The organism is Capnocytophaga sp. oral taxon 324 str. F0483 (genome assembly GCF_000318315.2).
GTDB lineage: Bacteria > Bacteroidota > Bacteroidia > Flavobacteriales > Flavobacteriaceae > Capnocytophaga > Capnocytophaga ochracea.
Genome location: NZ_KB291527.1, coordinates 37,602 through 54,978, shown reverse-complemented (window position 1 = coordinate 54,978; position 17,377 = coordinate 37,602). Strand labels below are relative to the sequence as shown.

Sequence of the window (17,377 nt, the reverse complement as noted above, 5' to 3'; positions counted from 1 at the left end):
CAAAAATCTTCTTTTTTTCCATTAGCGTTTAACATCCCTCTACCACTTAAAATTTTATCTAATTCTACGCGTTCTCCATCTATTCGCACTATAATATTTAATATTAAACATAAAGAGTGATAGTAATGATAAGCTCCAAACCTTTCATTTACCAAATATCCTCTGGGAGTATTTTTCTCAAAATTAGCGTAAAAAAATGTATCTTTCTCTTTATAGTAGTAGCCTTCATTATTTTTCGTTACATCATAACTAAATAAAAGTTCTCCGTTAAGATTTCCTTTTACTACTGAATATTTACATTTAATATTAGGATAATCATAAATTCCTGTTTTTTTATGCATTATAGCATATTGCAAATCCCTAAGAAATTCTTTTATATCAGAACTCTCTCTCGTTTGTGTTTTTATCCCACAAGAAACAAGGGTACATAATACAGAAATAAAAACTATTTTAAATATGGTGGTATTCATCGTTTAACTTTTTAATAATTTCAAACTGAAACTCAAAGAATCCAAAATGCTGACTTGCATAGTCCATTATGTTATTTGAAATCTCTTTTGCAAAATAAATCTGGTGATAACGTTTCATTTTTTGCAAGAACTCTAACATCTGCTCTTTTATGGGGATATTTTTTTGCTCAGCTTTTATCCTTTTTTCAAGTTCAGCCTTAGTAATGATTTCTGTTCCAAAAGTAATTGTATTACCTTTCATTTTTTGGTACTTAGAAATCCATTCTTCACAGTTTTCCTTAGAGGTTTTTATACTTTTTATAGTCCTCCCAATAGATTCATCTATATATTTATCTTCAAAGATATGAGGTAATCCCATTTTGTGAGCGGTCTCGTGCAATACAGATTCCGATGAAAGAATATATACAATCATAGAGAACATATATACATTATCATAGGATATAGCAGCTCCGTAATTACTATATTCTAACGGACTTAAAAATACTAAAACAAGATTTTTATACTCTTCTTCTTTTAACTGTTTTTTATCTATATACAGGTGTCGTATCTGTTTGTAAAAATTTTCATCTGCAAATGAGATATCCTCAATTTCCATCTCTTCAATCTCTATTTCTGGAGGATAAACAACCCTTAGCCTGCTATAATAATTATTGCAAAGATACTTATAAAATAACTTTATATTCTCATCAAAGTCATTAGGAGTCTTAGTAAGCAACTCAAAGTCTATAGATTTATACTTTTCATCTCTTACATTTTGTTTTAAAATATCTCTATTAATCTTTCTAAAATCATATGCTTTGTGCGATTTGCGAAAAACTTTTATAAACCTAAATTTCCTTTTAGAATGATAAACTTCGGTAGTAGGCTTTATGATTAAAAGCCCTACTTTTTGTCCTTTCTTATTTAAAAAAGTTACTTTTTGCTCATCTGAAAACCCTTTTTTACATCTGATAAGCAATTTGTGTATCATAAAAGGTTCTTTATCCGTAGGATTATTGCTAGTTGGTGCGAATACATCAAAATAATTTTCGCCATTTTTGTTCTCTACGGGAATAGTATAGAAATCTTCATTAAAATACTTCTTTTCAAAAACAAATTCTTTAGTATTTATAGTTGTTCCATCATCGGTAAATCCTATTTCAAACAGAGAGGCATCATAGTCCAAGGTTATTTTGTCTTTTATTAATTTATCCCTATCGTTATAAGTTATTTTAAGAGACAATAACACCTCTCTTCCTGTCTTTTCCTTATGTTTTTCAAACATACGAAGATAAGAAGGAATATAATCTTCAGAGCCTATTCTTATTCTGTTTTTTAGGTAATATTGGTCGTAAAGTTCTCTCCCCTTAGTGCATTTAGTAATACTACCCGCTTGAGTATCTTCTTTAATATAGCGGTCTAAATTATAGCTAATATCTTCAGGATCATTAAGGAAAGGTTCTGTAAAGACTGTGAAATTAGGACTGTCTTTAACTTGAAAATGAGCTTTTGCTATTTGTCCAGTTTTATGTAATTTTATACAAATGGTTGCCATATTAGTTATTGTTTTTAGGTGCTATCACTTTTAGTTTTATATGTTCATTATTATTTTTAAAAGTGTAATTTTTGAGAATGTCGTTTACTAAGTATTCACCTTGATATTCAAAATCTACATCAGGGTCTTCTAAATACAAATCACTGGTTTCTCCTTCAATTTTATTACCTTCTACTACTAAATAGACTTCTTGTCCTATCCTTCCTCCTTCAATGCGATTGCCTTCGAGGTCTGTGTAATAAACCTCTATAATTCGAGGCTTTGAAATATATAAAGGTAAAGGCATTCCCGTTGTATCTATATCTGTAGGAACATTTATTTGTCCTGAGTCTATAAACTCTATTTTACCACTTTCAGTAGGAGCATTGGTAGGAGGCATTTTCCCTGTACCCATAATAGTAGATTTTTTAATAAGTGCCAAGTTATCTTGATATTTGGCTGTTCCAATATCTTGCCATTGCGTTAGAGACAATAGTTGAAAACCATCCATAAATGTAAAGTTTGCAGGACTTTTTTCTATTTCAGTACCTACTGTTTTACCTTGTATGGTAGGTGTATCATTTAGAACTTTAAAAGTTCCTATATGAGATCCAAATTTCACCTTAGCTCCATCAATAATAAAAAGTTGGTCTTCTTGAGCTTTATCTTCCTTTTCTTGCTCTTTCTCAATAGCTTCCATTCTTTTTTGGTTGCGTGCAACGACAACTTGAGAAGCTCGTTCTTGTTGTCTTTCTGGAGTTGTCTTGCCAATGGTAATGATTTCAGCCTCCTCACGCTCCTTTTCTTGACGCTTTTTATTACTCTTCTCTAAGTTTTCTATGTATTTTTGTCGTTTATTTCAAAAGAACCAAGCCATAACAATGAGTATTTTAAATTTGTGTTGTTGTTTGTTTCATTAATGATGAATTCTATAAGAATACCGTTTCTATATTCAAAAAGGTCTTCACCTTTGCGAATTACTTTGTCTTCCTCTTTTGGGTGTCCATTAAAAAGTAATCCTAACACATTCTTTTGGTTGAGGAAAGCAATAAGACTTTGTTCATCTTCTAATAGATTGGTAATAGAGATACAATAATTCTCTATTTCATAGCCTTTATGAATGGTAGTGATAGATAGTTGTATCTTTTCCCATTTCAATTTAATAGCAGAAAGATTGAATACTTTAGCTATTCTATTTTCTTCATTGACACCTATTTCTAAATAATTAAAAGTAGAGGCTATCTTTCGCAATAAAGTATTTAGCATATTTTTTTCATCAGGAAATAGATACTTTACAGTCATTACTTGGTAATAAGCTAAATCTGCTTTTTTACCTAAATACCAAACCTCTATAAGACGTTCATAAGTATCCTCTTGAGCATAAGGTGTGTTATAGTATTTAGTTACAATACTTTCTATAAGATATTTTTCATTTTGCATCTCTAATATTCTTTGCGCTTTCTACCAGGAGCTGGTTGCATACCAAACCAATCTCTATTAGCTGACCAATGGAGATACTTATTACGCAGTATTCTTAAAATTTTTTGTTCTTCAAATACCGAATTTCTACTATAAATTTCTGCATTTATTTCTCTTTCTCTTGTTTGTTTTTCTGGGGGGAAGTATATATTTTTGTCAAATCTATCTCTTACAACTAATCTTTCTTCCATTTGTTGTTTTCCTCCCTTTTTTTCTTTTTTAGACATTTCTTTTAAAGCACGTTGCGTTCTTTCCATAAGAACCTCATCCCTTATTTGGTTATATTTATTTTCAATTTCACGGTCTGAAATAAATCTCCACTCTTTTTCCTCTTCTATATCCTTTTCCTCTTTACTCTTATCTCTAAAGACATATTTTCTCAAACGTTCTTTAGCTTTTATGAGTATTTTGTCTTGAGGGTCTGAAATAGGATAATCGGTAACAACATTTTTACTAATTACATTTGCGTAGCTATTTCCTAAAATATCATTAAAAAACTCTTCCATAAAATGTAGAGGAATATAACTATATTCTTTTCGTAAAAAGCGTGTACCTGAAAGTTTATAATACATCTTGTCAAAACTTTGATCCAATTGCTCTTCCCTATACCAGTGTTCTAAAATAAGATATTGTTGGAATAGGTCTAAGTACATATGATTAATAATATTAGTAATATCATAGTCTATTTCTATTTCATCAACATACTCAATACCTGTTTCATAAGCTCCTCCGATATCACAATGCACTCCAGGAAAAACCTTTTCTATACAATTGGGCTTAATAAGCATTTCTTTTGAGAAATGAGTTAAAGCAAAGTTTTCGCGATGTTCATCCATTGCTGTAAAATGAACTGCTTTCTCAAAAGCTCCTATATTGTTCAGTTGCAATTGTTCTACATCGTCTTCAAAAAAACTTTTTTTACTATGCTGTATCCCTTTTTCAAGTAAGTCAAGCCCACTTATATTTCCAAACTCTTCATAGGAAGAAACAGTGTCATAAATCCCTACAAATCTTATTTCTAACCTTATTCTATCTAATACTTCAGGAGGTACCTTTTCTTTTAATAGGTAATATCCTAAGTAACCATATTTAGGCCATTTACCTTCATCAAAGAAATCTATATTTACTCTTACCTTATCCTTATCATAATAAAAATAAGCATACTCATTATAATAGTTTTCACTCCTCTCATCATATGGTCTTTTCCCTGTTCTTTCAAATCTTTTATCTAATTTAGTATCTTCTTCTCTCTTATTAGAAACATTTACTTCGTAGAGAAAATTACGTGCTGCTGCAGCCCCACGGCTAAAACCAAACACATCTAAGGTAACTTTAATAATACCATTAATTTTTACTGGTAGATAAAGCTTAATTTTCTTTGCTAATTCTTCACAACCTCTACGTACTTTCCCTCTAATACCTGTATCACCTGAACCAAATTGGAAGCCTGCACTTATATCTTTTTGTTTATCAAGTGTACCAATGCCTTCTATATAGATGCGATAATCTTTATCACAACATTTCCACATACGGGCTACATTGGTATAATCGTTCATCAGACTGTTATCAACTCCTTGTTTATCAAGCCACGATCTTTCATCGGCATTGTAATAACCGACGATTTCTTTTAATATTTCAGGGACTTCTGAACCAGCTTGCTTTTCTTTTTCAAGTGTTTGTTCTAATGTCTTAATATCTTTAAAATCCAATCCTAAATGCCATTTGTCAGCATTTGTAAGTTCATCATTTTCAAAACGTTCTCTTCTTTTTCTTATTAACTCTTCTTTTTGCGTCACTGTATTAACATTATCAGAAGGAAGAATTTTGAGATCTTCTCGATTAAGCATTTTTAGGCGCAAATCAGTATTATCTTTATTATTGAGAGTGCCATCAAAAAATAATCCAAACTCTAAATGAATTGTTCCAGAGTTGGTTTCTTTAGGAGTCCCTGAGTTGTATACAAATGTTTGTGCCATAGTTTAGTCAAGTTTTTATTATTCAAAAGGGGTAGGAGGAATAATATCTTCCTCTGTAAATTTTGAAATTTCTAATGTTTTAGGTTCTAAAAAAGTTTGTTTGCCATTATCACCTATCAATTGAAAGGTGAGGTAGGTATTGTTGCGATTTACGCGAATATCTAAGTGAGCCGTTACTTTATCAGCTTCTTTTCCAAATACTTTTTGATAAGCTGCTACTACTGCTTCCCAATCAAAACTTACTTCAGCCAAATATTTTTCTCCGTTTTCTGCTTTATACCAAATTACTAATTCTTTAAACAAGGGACGTTTTTGGGTAGGTTCTTCTAAATAGAAAAAATCTTCTTTGCCCATATAGGAGGAAAAGTCAGTATACAAGGTAGTGCCTGCTTCTCCATTCCAATATCTTACCCTAACATCGCCTATTTTTCCGTCGGGAATTTCATAGACAGGGAACCATTGGTACTGATGGTCTCTAAAACTATCCCATAAACCAAAGGGGATGGGTTTGTTTTTATTAGCTTCACGTACCGCTTTAGGAATTGTTAAGTCACTATTTAAAACTTCTTCTCTATCCTCTTTGCTAAATATAAGTCTTTCGTGGCTGTCTAACCCAGGAGGCTCTTTTAATTCTATTCTTTCAGCTTGGTATCTTCCTATTTCAGTAATTTTTTTATAGCCATCTCCTGCCCATAGCACTACTACGCCCCCAGGAGCTATGCCTACCACTACCGTATCATAAGTAGAATGATCTACTTCTCCATTAGGAAATCTTTCTTTATAGCCTTCTCTAAAGAGTTTTTCTAGCTTTTTGTAATCAATAGTTGTTTTGAGCCTATAAAAGCAATCTTCTTTATAGGATAGCCATACCATATCCACACTTTTAGGTAGCTCGTCCATTGAATGGCTTTCATAGCCCAAGGCATTACCCCAATCGGGTTCTTTTTTTTCAGTGTATAATTCTCCTGTAATGGGTCTTCCACCTACCATAGCGGCATAAAAGCGTATAGGGTAACCTATGGGGGTATTCACCGCTACGCCCCAATCGTATTGTGGTTCATTCATATTCTTATTATTGTTGTTATGGTTTTGGCAGCTGGCGAGCTGCAGGGTTAAAAATAAAAATAATAATGTTTTTTTCATAGTTATCCTTTATTTACCATAGCATCAATCTTACCTAACACCTTAGAAACCCCCGCACTTTGTATAGTGATATTTCCTTTTTTTGCTGTATGGGTAGTATCTGCTGTGTTTTCTACCAAATTACCCTCAATATCTACTGTTTTAGCTCCTTGTACTGTTTGTTTGTAGTCTTTAGATCTAAAACTATGATTGTTAGCTATTTCTATACTATTATTATTTTGTACTGTAGTGAACATATCATTTCCTACTTCCATAATACAATTAGTTCCTGCTTTGATATTTATATTTTCTCCTGCTGAGAAACTAATATTCTTAGGAGCATTTACATTAATATTTCCTTGTCCATCCATAAGGTAGGTATTACCACTGGGGTCTTCTATAAACACGCTACCTTCGGCATCATTAAGAATAATCTTAGTTCCTGAACGAGTATGTATCACTTTCTTGTCATTGCCTGCTGTATGGTATTTGCTAAATTCCTTACCATTGTAGTTACTTCCTACTACAAACGGACGTTCAGCATTTTGGTCTTCAAAATCTACCCATACCTCTTCGCCTATTTCAGGGATAAAGTAAAAACCTTTACCTCCTCCTGCGTGAGGTTGTACCACACGTATCCAAGGGGTTTTGGTTTGGTATTTCTCTTGCCATATAAATTGTACGCGCACTCGCCCCCAACCTTGAGGGTCGTTGTTGTCTATCACTCTTGCAGGTTGTTGTTCGGCTTTGGGGAGGGCTTGTTCGTCGTAATAATAGGCTACAAATACATCGGGAATGGCTACAAATTCGTTGTAATAGTCGCCTTCGCCCTGATAGTGTTTTACTTCTATCACACGATAAGTTTCCATCGGTAGGTCGTTGATGTCCTTTAGTTTGACAAAGCCTCCAATACATACGTGTGGGTTGCGACTCTTGCCTCGCACTTGCATCAGTTGTTCACGTTTTTCTTTTTCCCTTTGTACGGCTTCTTTTAGGTAATCGCCTCTGAACTCATCGGGCAGAGCTCCGTAGGTCTGCTCAGTGGTTTTGGCAAATACTTTTTCTGAGGCTTTGATAGCGGTAAACTGAAAGGGATTTTCTTTGTACTGTGGTTCTGTTTGGTCGCTACCTTTGAGCTCTGTTCGGGTCATTTGTGAGTTGTAAGAAAGGTAGTTAAACTTTTGTGGTTTGAGTAGCAGTTCAAATTCTACTTCTGAGAGGTCGCCTCCTTCGTAGAGGGTTACTGTTTTCTGTGCCCGACTGCCAAAAATAAACTGTGTGCCGTTGTAATAGAAGAACTCACCATAGCGTTTGGCGAGGCGTTGGATAAACTGATAATCAGATTCGTTGTATTGTACGGTATAAGGGATTTTTTCTTCGTTGTTGATAAGCCCTTCTATGTGAATTTGTGATTCTTGGGGGTATTCTTGGGTTGCTTCAGCGATGATTTCAGGGAGGGTTTTGTTCTCATACGACTGGCAGGTTTTGCCTCCGTCTAACACTATGCTTGGGGCATAACCTGAGATGTGCAAAGTACCATAGCCTCCACCTTCGTTTTTCTTGTTGCAGATATTGGCAATAATTCCTTTAAAAGTATAAATGACGCTCCCGAACTGGTGAAAGTTAATGGCGATATTTTGTCCTAAGAGGTTTTGGGAGTTTTTCATCACCTGCCCTTTGAAGTCGTCGATAGCTGTGTCGTTTACCACAATGGTAAACTCATCGTGGGCATTAGTACGTTGGGTGAGGAATGTTTCAAAAGTAGCATTATCTAAGAACCCTCTACCGTCAATAGTAAGGGTAACCATCACTACGGGGTTGGTTTTGTCCACCAAAAAGTCTTGGAAACTTCTCACTGAGGCAAAGTGGGCTATATCATCGGGGTGATTGGTGCGATAGCCGGTGAAAAATTGATCATCATTTATACTCATAAGATTCTTTTTTTAAGTGTTTATAGTATTATAAGTGATTTCATCTATAGGGTCATTTTCCATTGTTTTTCAAAGGTAATTCCACTTGTAATGAGTTGTTGAGCTGATATAATCAACTCTATCTGTAAAGGGTCGGCACTATCAGCATTAAAATCTTCTTTAAAATTCACACAAAATGCTTTTTTGAATACCAATTCTTTTAACTTACTCATAGCATCACGACGATAGTAAATAATCTTACCATCTTTTGTTTCGTTGTTATCTTTCATCCACTTAAAAAAATCAGGTTCTCCTGTACTTTCTAAGCGAAGATGTATTTCGCCCCCCGTAGGCATTCCTTTGGGCAGGCCTGTTTTATCTCTATTTTGAGTAAGTTCATAACTACAAGCCAGTACATTGTAGGTTTTTCCGTCTAATTCTAATTTAACTTTGAAAGACATATTTTTTTAATTTTTATGGATTATACTTAGTTTTAGTTTTAACAAAAATTGGGCAGCACCCGAAAGTGCTACCCAATTTCCATAAGTTTTACACCCACTCATTTTCGTAGGCACCTGTACCCATTTCTAATTTTCTCGCAGAAATAGTAAAGGATTCTGTTAGGGGTTTTTCTCCTGAGGCATCAAAATGCTCTCGATGTTTTACAAGGTAAGCCTCAGTGAATTTCAATTCTTTTAGGGTAGCTTCACTATCTCGTTTTAAGAATGTGATACTACCATCTTTACGTTCAAAAGAATTGGTCATCCACTCGAAGAAGTCAGCTTCTCCTGTGCTTTCCACTACTACATCAATTTTTCCACCGCGTGTAACGGTAGAAGGACGACCTGTTGCATCTGTTTCTTGGAACAATGCATAACTTACGCTAAGAACATTATATTCTTTGCCAGCTACTTTTAGTTTTGCTTTGAAAGACATACGCTTAAAATTTAAGAAATTAATAATTACATTAAAAAATCAAAAGAAGATTACACCCATTCATTGGTATGTTTGGCTGTACCCATTTCTATCTCTTTGGCAGAGAGTGTAAAGGTTTCTGTCAGCGGATTATCACCTGCTGCATCGAAATCTTCTTTGTACTTTACAATGTAAGCTTCTTTAAATTTAAGCTCTTTTAAAGTAGCCTCACTGTCTCTTTTGAGGAAGATGATGCTTCCATCCTTGCGTTCGAAGGAGTTGGTCATCCACTCAAAAAGGTCGGTATCACCTGTGCTTTCCACAGTGATAGTAATTTTGCCACCTCTGGTAACCGAAGAAGGTCTACCTGTGACGTCTGTTTCCTGTAACATTCCGTAGTCAACGGAAACGATGTTGCGTTCTTTTCCCGCAACATTAAGTTTGCACTTAAACGACATAATTTTATAATTTAATTTAAATAATTAATAATACCAATTATGGAAATATATAAAATGTCTCCAATGCCTTATGTTAAATCTTTAACCTTATTGTTTTTTTTCAAGGTTAGCAATTTTTCATAAGAGGTACTTTACTTTTGTTCATATTCGGTATCCCATTCATTAGCGTCAGTTCCCTTGTGTCCATCCATTTTGATAAGGAAGTTTTTAGCAGGGAAATAAGGTTTCATATGAATGTCTAAATAGATTCTGTCTTTTTGTTTGGGGTCTTGTTCAAATCGTCTTATCTCGAAATTCTCAATAAGATTTTTAGGACCAGTGATGCTATCCAAGAATTGGACGATCTGGTTCATAATGTCCTTACGAGTAGTGGCTGTAAAGTTCTCAAAAGCCCTACGGTTAAGAAAGTCCATTAGCACTTTGGTTACATAGTCGAACACACGTACTACAGAATACGTTTGTAGTCCTAAGTTATCTCCATTGAACAATGTTTTGCCTGAGAAAGCCATTACTTTTCCGTATTCATTGACCATAGGAATAAGTCCTAAACTTTCTAAGTTGGCTATTTCGCTTTTCTTTAGGTCAAAACGAACTCCTTCTACTTCGTTAATACCCCCAAATTTCTTTCCTGCAGTCACTTGAGACATCAGTGTTCTATAGATTTTACCAGCTAAAGCTGCTGAAGGAGGTACAAACAAATCGGTTGTTTCGCCTATTTCATTGAAGCGTCCTCTACCTACCAACCAGTTGCAGGTCATTAGCACATTGGCGCGATAAACGTCCCCACCTGTAAGTTGAGCTTCGTCGAACATTTCCATTACATCGTCAGGTTCGTCTAAATGCTCAAAGTCAGTAACAAGCATTACTTTGTTTTCGTGAGCGATTTTTGCCCATTTCTCAACTACCATATTAGAGCCTAAGTAACCTGGTATTACTAACAATCCGTAGTTATTTCTAAGGTCTAATCGGTCATAGTTATCAGAAAGTTCAGCGTGTATGGTATCGATAAAACGCGTATTGTCGAGGTCTTTGAGCTGCTCTAAGGAAGCATTCATCACAGTAACATTTTTGATTTTGTCTTCCTCAGTGTTCTTGTAGAACAAAGCTATAGTTCGGTAATTTGTTTCTAACTCGCGAGTGGCCTCTACGGCATTGTATAGGTTTTTAGAAAGTAATTCTTCTGCTGATTTTTGTTGGTCTTCACAATGAGTAACCATTTCAACCAAAGAATCACTTTGTTTTAATACACTTGCCCAAAGCTCTAAGGTCTTCTTTAGCGTATCTCTTTCTTTTTGTTTGCTACTTTCGGTGAGAAATATCTTTCTACGGGCGTTTCTCTCAGGATTTACATTCTGCACATTCTCTATGGAAGCTTCTAATAAATCAAAACCTCCATAGCGTACTAATTTATCTAATGACTTCTCTAATGAGATAGGAGATTTTTTAACAGATTCTTGTGCTTGTGATGCTATATTTGTTGTTTCTACTTTATTTGACATAGTTTCAAATATTTGATTGTAAATTTGGAAAATTAACTCAACTCAGCTATAAGAGCTTCTAAAGTATCTTGTAAAGCCTTTTTAGCTTCAGGATCTTCCAGAGCTGCTTTGAGGAGCTTGTTTGTCTTTAGCTGTTTGATAATCTTCTGATATTGGTCTTTTTCTGTAGCCAACCCTGTGAGGAAAGCGCTTTGTGCTGTAATTCCTTTGGTGCCAAAATCTCCCAAATTCTTAAAGCTCAATTCTTCTACTTTGGTAGCTCCTTCACTATCTTCAAAATCCACCTTCATAGTAGGTTTGAAGTGCTCAAATACCTTATCTATAGTATTGAGTCCTTCTACTAATTCAGGTTTTACAGGATTTTCTGCACTTAGCTTTTGAGCTATCAATGTGCGATTAGGAGCTATTTCCAAAATAGCCTCACTTGCATCTATAGGCACTTCATTGCCTCCGATCCCTTTATTTGTTAGCATTGGATATTGTTTTTTTTATTGTTATAAAACTTAATTACGCGACAAATGTAGTTAAAATTGAAATACAAAACAAATTTTTATTCAAATATTTTCCAAAATATTTTTGGAGTGCATTTTAAAAACTTGTAGAACAAGTGAATAGGAATAATTCCTTTTTAGGAAAGAAAAGAAAAAAAGCACCTTATTTAGATGCTTCTTTCGTATATTTGTGTGAAAAAATGTGTAGTTCTACACTGTTTTGTTACATTACTTCTCAAAAATCCTATAAGGATAGATGTTTGTGGAGGTTTTTTCTAACTTAATCAAGAAACTGTCTTTTAAGTATTCCCATTCTGTTGCATTAACTTCTATTTCTCTGTTTTTGCTTAGGTAAATATCTATAGTTCTTTTAAAACCTCCTTTGAGAGAGACATCTTTTTTAGTGCCTTTTTGCACTTCTAATCCTTTGATAGTGTGTTTGAAATGGCTTTTAGCAAAGGTTTTTACGTCAGCAATAGTGACAATTCTACCTCGTGAAAGTAGTGCATTGCGATATTCTAAAATTTTATCAGCTGTGGTGAGTCCGCGTCTACCTCCTAAAGAAGGTCTTACTGTAATGGCTCTGCTAATAGCTGTTTTATTACTCTTATCACATTCCAATGATACTCCTGTTTTTATATCATTTCCTTCTTCTCCTGCTGTATGCCAATAGGAAAAGGTAAAGCTCTTATCTAATTCTTTATTCATAGAAGAAATGATTAGGAATGGATTAGTATTTAAGGAAAGATTTCTATTTCCTATATTCTGATAGATAGAAGCTAAATTCTGACCTATTTGTCTGAGTTCTGCGTCGATAGAAAAGTCATTCCCTATGGCCGAAAAAGAAGCTGTTTCATCTCTTATAAGTCTTAGTGTATGTTGTAAATGGTCTAAAGCACTTCTCTCATCAAAGCGCGCAACTCCTCCTCGTCTTAAAACAAAAGAAGTATTATCTTCAGAGTCTTTTTGATAGTTTTTTACGTCATATCGTTTCCCATCGTCATCGGAAATGTAGTCTATGTCTAAGAATGTATTATCCCCTATGATGGGATAGATGGTTAGTTGCCCTTTAATGCGTTTGGTCTTTTTAGTGTTGTACATATTCACCACAGGGACACAGTTTAGAGCGATGCGTATGTTTTCCAAAATTTTTGGGGTAATTACTTCATAGAATTTGAAACGCAACCAAACAATATCCTTTTCAGTAGCAATACGATGATTAGAAAAATAATCCTCTATAAATGGCATAGTAGTACTCTCGTTTTCTTGTCTTTCAGGGTATATATTCCCTTTTAAAGTAAAGAAATTTCCTTGGTAGAACTGATTTACCTCATTGTAAATAGCCTCTACGTTAGTATAGTTCTTAGAGATAATATCTTCGTATTCAAGATTGTTTGTTGGTACATTATACCCTTCTACCAATTCATATTCTTTTTCTCCACAGAACACTTTTACTTGTTGCAGATAATAATAAAAAAACTCCTTTTGCTCTTTGTTGTTTATGTCTATATAAAAACACAAATCTTCTAATTTTTCTACCTCAGGGGCGTGCAATCCCACCCAAAACTCTCCTGAAGGAATGTTTCTATCGGATTGGTCTACTTCTTCTTGATAAAAGAAACTTTCTTGTTGCAATATTTTATTACCAAACACTAAATATTTTACCTTAGCGGTTGTGAGTTTCATCTCTAAGGTAGGACTGAAAAAGATGTCTATTGTTTTTACTTGAGTAGGGTCGTACAAGTTTTGGATTCGTTTTACAGCTTTAAAATGGCTGTAACGAGATATTTGTATATTGTTCTCTACAGGGGTGAGCTGTAGAAGTGTTTGAGAAGGAGTGATGCCTGTAACCTCATCAGGAAAAATAACTTCAAGAATGCGTTCGGTAATTCTCGTGCGAGAATTTTCCTGTTCAAAACGCAATTTTTCAAGTTCTGAAGCACACGCTGAAAGAATAAGCTCTAACACTGGGTCAAAAGCGTTTTCAGATTCTAATTCGCTATAGCCCCACATTTTGGAAGCTCTCTTTAGCATTCTGTTTTTTATCTGTTCCTGTTTCATTGTTTAACTATTTAGTAGGATAAAGGGCTTACAAAAAATGAATTTTTATACACATAAGGGCGGTTTGTCTCTAAAATAACTGCTTTTACTGAAACTAAAACCTTTTTCTTTATTCGTTTTCTGCCCAAACTTCCCAAATCTTGCTCTGTAATTACCACTTCTATATCTTGTACAGCAATACGTTTTTCGTGTTGTGAAATACTATTCTTTAGACTTTGAGCTACAAATACTTTTAGTTCATTATCACTTTTTAAAAGGTCGAAATCTGAGTCCCACAGTTCACAGCCATAGGTTTCATCAAACTTACATTCTCCAAAGGTAGTAGTCATTAGGGTGTAGATAGATTGGGAGATAGAGTCTTCTAAAGCTATTTTAGCAAGGTCTTGTTTTTTCATCAAGCCAGCAAAATCAATAGGGAGTTTGTAATATATTCCTTTCATAGTATAATTATTATGTGTTCAGTATAGCTTTTCTAATCTACAAATAAATGAGTTTTTGAACTTTTCCTTTCTCATCAAAAGAAAACTCTTTTGCTGTTTTGGTACGTTTGACAACTTGTAAAGTTACTTTTGGGGTGAGTTTTAGCATTTTTTCTCGATAGGAAATATCCCCAATAAAACTTTGTCCTTCACTTTTGTCTACAACGATAAAGTAGCTATCTATATCTGTAGGTTTTACAAAGTTTTCTAAACCTCCTGCATAGATAAGGAGGTTTTTATCCCCACTTCTAAACTGATAGGACAAAGAATCGCTGGACAATTTGCGATAACGAGATAGTTCAAAACTTTCTATACTATCTTTTTCAGGTTCAAAGGCTATATTTTCATACAAGAAAGTGGTTTTATCGAAACGTTTGATACCAAAAAATGAAAAAATACTCTTTTGAGTATTTTCATTTTTAAAAGTAAGGAAGTCGCGAGTTACTTGGAAAGTTTTTATCTCTTCGGTTTTGTTGTCTGTAACTGTAAGTTTATACGTTGGCAACTCTACCCAATGATCGTCTATTTTTAGCTGGACACGCCCTATTTGTTCCTCTGAGATAAGAATACTAATGGTGTACTTTTGAAAGTGAGTATCGGTGCGAACCACTACCTTATCGGCTTCTCTATCATTCCATTTCTCTGATAGGTAGCGGTCTTCGTATCGCAATGTTAGTTTTACTTCAGGTAGTGGCATAGTGTATTTGTATTTAGTTTGACGATTTAAACCTCCTTAGGCATTGTATTAAGGTCGTGATGTCGTCATTTTGTTTAGGACTTATCAAAAACTCATAGTTTTTGTGATAGGTGTAAACGCTGACTTTAGTCAAATCTTTAAATATTATCTCATCTATCTCTTTAGCTTTTAACTTATGAGCAAAAGCCCCTTCACAGTTGATAGGAAATTGATTTTTTAAGGTTATCTTCTCTCCTGAAGCAAAAAACATATCAAAATTTCCTTCTTTTTTCAAGCAAACTGATTCGTCTAATATTTTGACATATAAGAACAAATCTTTTCCTCTTTTTCCCAACTGAAACACTCCATAGGTGAGCGTATCTTTATTGGTTCTCAAATACAAGGGTTGAGCACTTGCAAACCGTCTTCCTTTGAGTTTTTTATGTCCTTGTACTATTTTACAATTGATAGTAACGGTTTCTTTAGGATTCTTTGAGATGATTTGCAAGCTATCTTGCTTTTGTTCCTCCTGAGCAAAAGTAATAGAAGAGAAGTACATAAGGCCTAAGAATGAAAGTAAATATTTTTTTAGCATATTCAATACGTCTTTTTGTAGCTACTCTATTGCTGTTGGTATAGTTGTTTACAAACCTCCAAATCTACTTTCATCTTATCGTACTCCTCTTTTAGAGCTTGATTGATTGTACTAAGGCTATCCAATGTCTTTTGATTGATAGTAAGTTGTTTTATTTGTTTTTTAGCATCAATAAGTTCTTTGTACACCAAAATAGTATTGTTGTACATATTTTTATTTCTAAGAGAGTCTTTAGGAATTTGCTTGTACATATCGGCAAGGATAGAAAGGGCTACTTTTTCGTTGAAAAAGTCGTTTTTGTAGCCACCTTGAGGTGTTCCTATAGAATCTACAGCTACCTTTACTTTTTCTAACTGAAAAGAAAAGCCGTCTTGGAATTTTATTTCCCGTTGTATACGAGCATTCTCTTGTTTGAGCAAATCATTTTCCTTGAAAGGGAAATAGATATTGACCACAAGTGCTAAAATTATAACAAGTACAGCAAGAGCGAAAAACAACACGAAAAAGCCTAATGCTTTTGTGCGTTCTTTATGATTTAATACTTCCATATAGGTTGATATTTTTGTTGTTAAATTCTATTAGTCAGCTAAGAAGGTTTTGCTTCTTTCAGGTTGTAAAGAGCTTTTTTCATTAGTAATTTCAGATACGAAAATGCTACCATCACGTTTCTTACCAATGAAGTCTAAGCGGTTTAGAATAGCGAATAAATCTTCTAAGGTTTTCATAAAACGTTCTACTTTTACCACAGCGTCTCCTATTTGGTTGTGGTTGTATTCAGTGTTAATCACCTCAGAGAAGACGGTTTCAAACTCTCCTTGACTTACATTGCACCAATCGGCAAAGTAATTGAGTAGCTCCTCTTTACCTACTCCTGAACGAGCATCGATAAAGTTCTTAAGCACTCTTGCAAAACCTACCACAGAGACTAACATTTGGGCAGGAGTGCTATAGAGTGTAAGCCAACGAAAATGATTGATTCCAGTAGCTAAGTAATAGAGCATTCTATCGGTCATTTGCTCTATAATAGTAGCTAATTTATTGGTTTGGTTTTTTGTATGTATTTTTTGAGCGATTTGGATAGCATAAATTTCCATCTGACCATAAAAGCGGTCGATTTCATTGTACAACTGCTGTAGTTTTTGGTGAGAAGCTACTAATACACAAGGTGGAATATATGAGCTGTCAAGGGTGGTATTACCTCCCGTTACCCATATTTTCCCTACGATAAGATAATGTCCTCCTACGCCCATATCTTTTCTAAGATCCTCTTCCTTTACTAAAGAGAGGTAATATTCAGGCTCGGTATAAGGGTCACGAGGTGGATTTTCTTCAGGGTCGGGGTCTCCACAAGGGACACGCTTGAAAGGATTGACAGAAATACAAGCTAGTAGTGCTACCTCATCTTCTTTTATCTCTTTGATGATTTCGGGATAGGAAAAAGAAAGGGTACTCTGTTCCGTATTAGAGCTGATATCTATGCGAGAGCCATTAGGTGTAATAGCGTGACATTCCTCTATACGGAGTCTTAGGTTCTTATGGGTATCTACTGACAGATTCATTCTCACAGGGTCATTAACAGGTAACAATCCATAAGTGAGCATTGAAGTATGTACTCCTATAGCATCGCGTACTGAATCGATGACAAAGTTTTGAATATCTATAAAATACCTTTTATTGATTTTCATTCCATCAATAAAATTCACTGGGAGGTGGGTGAGTTTTTCTGTCATTGT

The 17,377-nt window shown here is 34.4% G+C and carries 18 protein-coding genes; all 18 read right to left on the bottom strand.

The window, feature by feature from the left end; all coding sequences use genetic code 11:
• Positions 1 to 470: hypothetical protein (locus HMPREF9072_RS07835; protein WP_009411185.1), on the bottom strand; the 470-nt coding region annotated here is incomplete at its 3' end.
• Positions 451 to 2,004, bottom strand: coding sequence for a hypothetical protein (locus tag HMPREF9072_RS07830; RefSeq protein ID WP_009411184.1), 1,554 nt, complete (start codon positions 2,002 to 2,004; stop codon positions 451 to 453). The genes HMPREF9072_RS07835 and HMPREF9072_RS07830, both read right to left, overlap by 20 nt.
• 1 nt (position 2,005) lies before the next feature.
• A complete protein-coding gene (locus HMPREF9072_RS11790; RefSeq protein ID WP_009411183.1) occupies positions 2,006 to 2,683 on the bottom strand; it encodes a hypothetical protein in 678 nt (225 codons plus the stop codon).
• Positions 2,684 to 2,820: 137 nt separating this feature from the next.
• Positions 2,821 to 3,423 (bottom strand): hypothetical protein, encoded by a 603-nt coding sequence (locus HMPREF9072_RS07820; RefSeq protein WP_009411182.1) that lies wholly within the window; start codon positions 3,421 to 3,423, stop codon positions 2,821 to 2,823.
• Between the two features lie 2 nt (positions 3,424 to 3,425).
• Positions 3,426 to 5,438: a phospholipase effector Tle1 domain-containing protein gene (locus HMPREF9072_RS07815; protein WP_009411181.1), complete on the bottom strand. Its 2,013-nt coding sequence runs from the start codon at positions 5,436 to 5,438 to the stop codon at positions 3,426 to 3,428.
• Between the two features lie 18 nt (positions 5,439 to 5,456).
• Positions 5,457 to 6,581 (bottom strand): DUF2931 family protein, encoded by a 1,125-nt coding sequence (locus HMPREF9072_RS07810; protein WP_009411180.1) that lies wholly within the window; start codon positions 6,579 to 6,581, stop codon positions 5,457 to 5,459.
• Positions 6,582 to 6,583: 2 nt separating this feature from the next.
• A complete protein-coding gene (locus HMPREF9072_RS07805; RefSeq protein ID WP_009411179.1) occupies positions 6,584 to 8,491 on the bottom strand; it encodes a type VI secretion system Vgr family protein in 1,908 nt (635 codons plus the stop codon).
• Between the two features lie 44 nt (positions 8,492 to 8,535).
• On the bottom strand, positions 8,536 to 8,931 hold the full coding sequence (tssD, locus tag HMPREF9072_RS07800) for a type VI secretion system tube protein TssD (RefSeq protein WP_009411178.1): 396 nt from the start codon (positions 8,929 to 8,931) through the stop codon (positions 8,536 to 8,538).
• Positions 8,932 to 9,019: 88 nt separating this feature from the next.
• Positions 9,020 to 9,406 (bottom strand): type VI secretion system tube protein TssD, encoded by a 387-nt coding sequence (gene tssD / locus HMPREF9072_RS07795; protein ID WP_009411177.1) that lies wholly within the window; start codon positions 9,404 to 9,406, stop codon positions 9,020 to 9,022.
• A 50-nt stretch (positions 9,407 to 9,456) separates the two neighbouring features.
• Positions 9,457 to 9,843 (bottom strand): type VI secretion system tube protein TssD, encoded by a 387-nt coding sequence (gene tssD / locus HMPREF9072_RS07790; RefSeq protein ID WP_009411176.1) that lies wholly within the window; start codon positions 9,841 to 9,843, stop codon positions 9,457 to 9,459.
• 131 nt (positions 9,844 to 9,974) lie between these two features.
• Positions 9,975 to 11,342, bottom strand: a complete 1,368-nt coding sequence (locus HMPREF9072_RS07785) for a DUF5458 family protein (RefSeq protein WP_009411175.1) — start codon at positions 11,340 to 11,342, stop codon at positions 9,975 to 9,977.
• 32 nt (positions 11,343 to 11,374) lie between these two features.
• Complete coding sequence (locus HMPREF9072_RS07780) at positions 11,375 to 11,815, bottom strand: hypothetical protein (RefSeq protein WP_009411174.1); 441 nt, start codon at positions 11,813 to 11,815, stop codon at positions 11,375 to 11,377.
• Between the two features lie 246 nt (positions 11,816 to 12,061).
• Positions 12,062 to 13,894 (bottom strand): type VI secretion system baseplate subunit TssF, encoded by a 1,833-nt coding sequence (locus HMPREF9072_RS07775; protein WP_009411173.1) that lies wholly within the window; start codon positions 13,892 to 13,894, stop codon positions 12,062 to 12,064.
• A gap of 11 nt (positions 13,895 to 13,905) precedes the next feature.
• Positions 13,906 to 14,334, bottom strand: a complete 429-nt coding sequence (locus HMPREF9072_RS07770; RefSeq protein WP_009411172.1) for a GPW/gp25 family protein — start codon at positions 14,332 to 14,334, stop codon at positions 13,906 to 13,908.
• A gap of 37 nt (positions 14,335 to 14,371) precedes the next feature.
• Entirely contained in the window at positions 14,372 to 15,070 is a 699-nt protein-coding gene (locus tag HMPREF9072_RS07765; RefSeq protein ID WP_009411171.1) for a hypothetical protein, read from the bottom strand.
• Between the two features lie 13 nt (positions 15,071 to 15,083).
• On the bottom strand, positions 15,084 to 15,644 hold the full coding sequence (locus HMPREF9072_RS07760) for a hypothetical protein (protein ID WP_009411170.1): 561 nt from the start codon (positions 15,642 to 15,644) through the stop codon (positions 15,084 to 15,086).
• Between the two features lie 26 nt (positions 15,645 to 15,670).
• Positions 15,671 to 16,192: a type VI secretion system TssO gene (gene tssO, locus HMPREF9072_RS07755; RefSeq protein ID WP_009411169.1), complete on the bottom strand. Its 522-nt coding sequence runs from the start codon at positions 16,190 to 16,192 to the stop codon at positions 15,671 to 15,673.
• A 30-nt stretch (positions 16,193 to 16,222) separates the two neighbouring features.
• Positions 16,223 to 17,374 carry a hypothetical protein gene (locus tag HMPREF9072_RS07750; protein WP_009411168.1) on the bottom strand — a complete coding sequence of 384 codons (1,152 nt, stop codon included), beginning with the start codon at positions 17,372 to 17,374 and terminating at the stop codon, positions 16,223 to 16,225.
• Between the last annotated feature and the right edge of the window lie 3 nt (positions 17,375 to 17,377).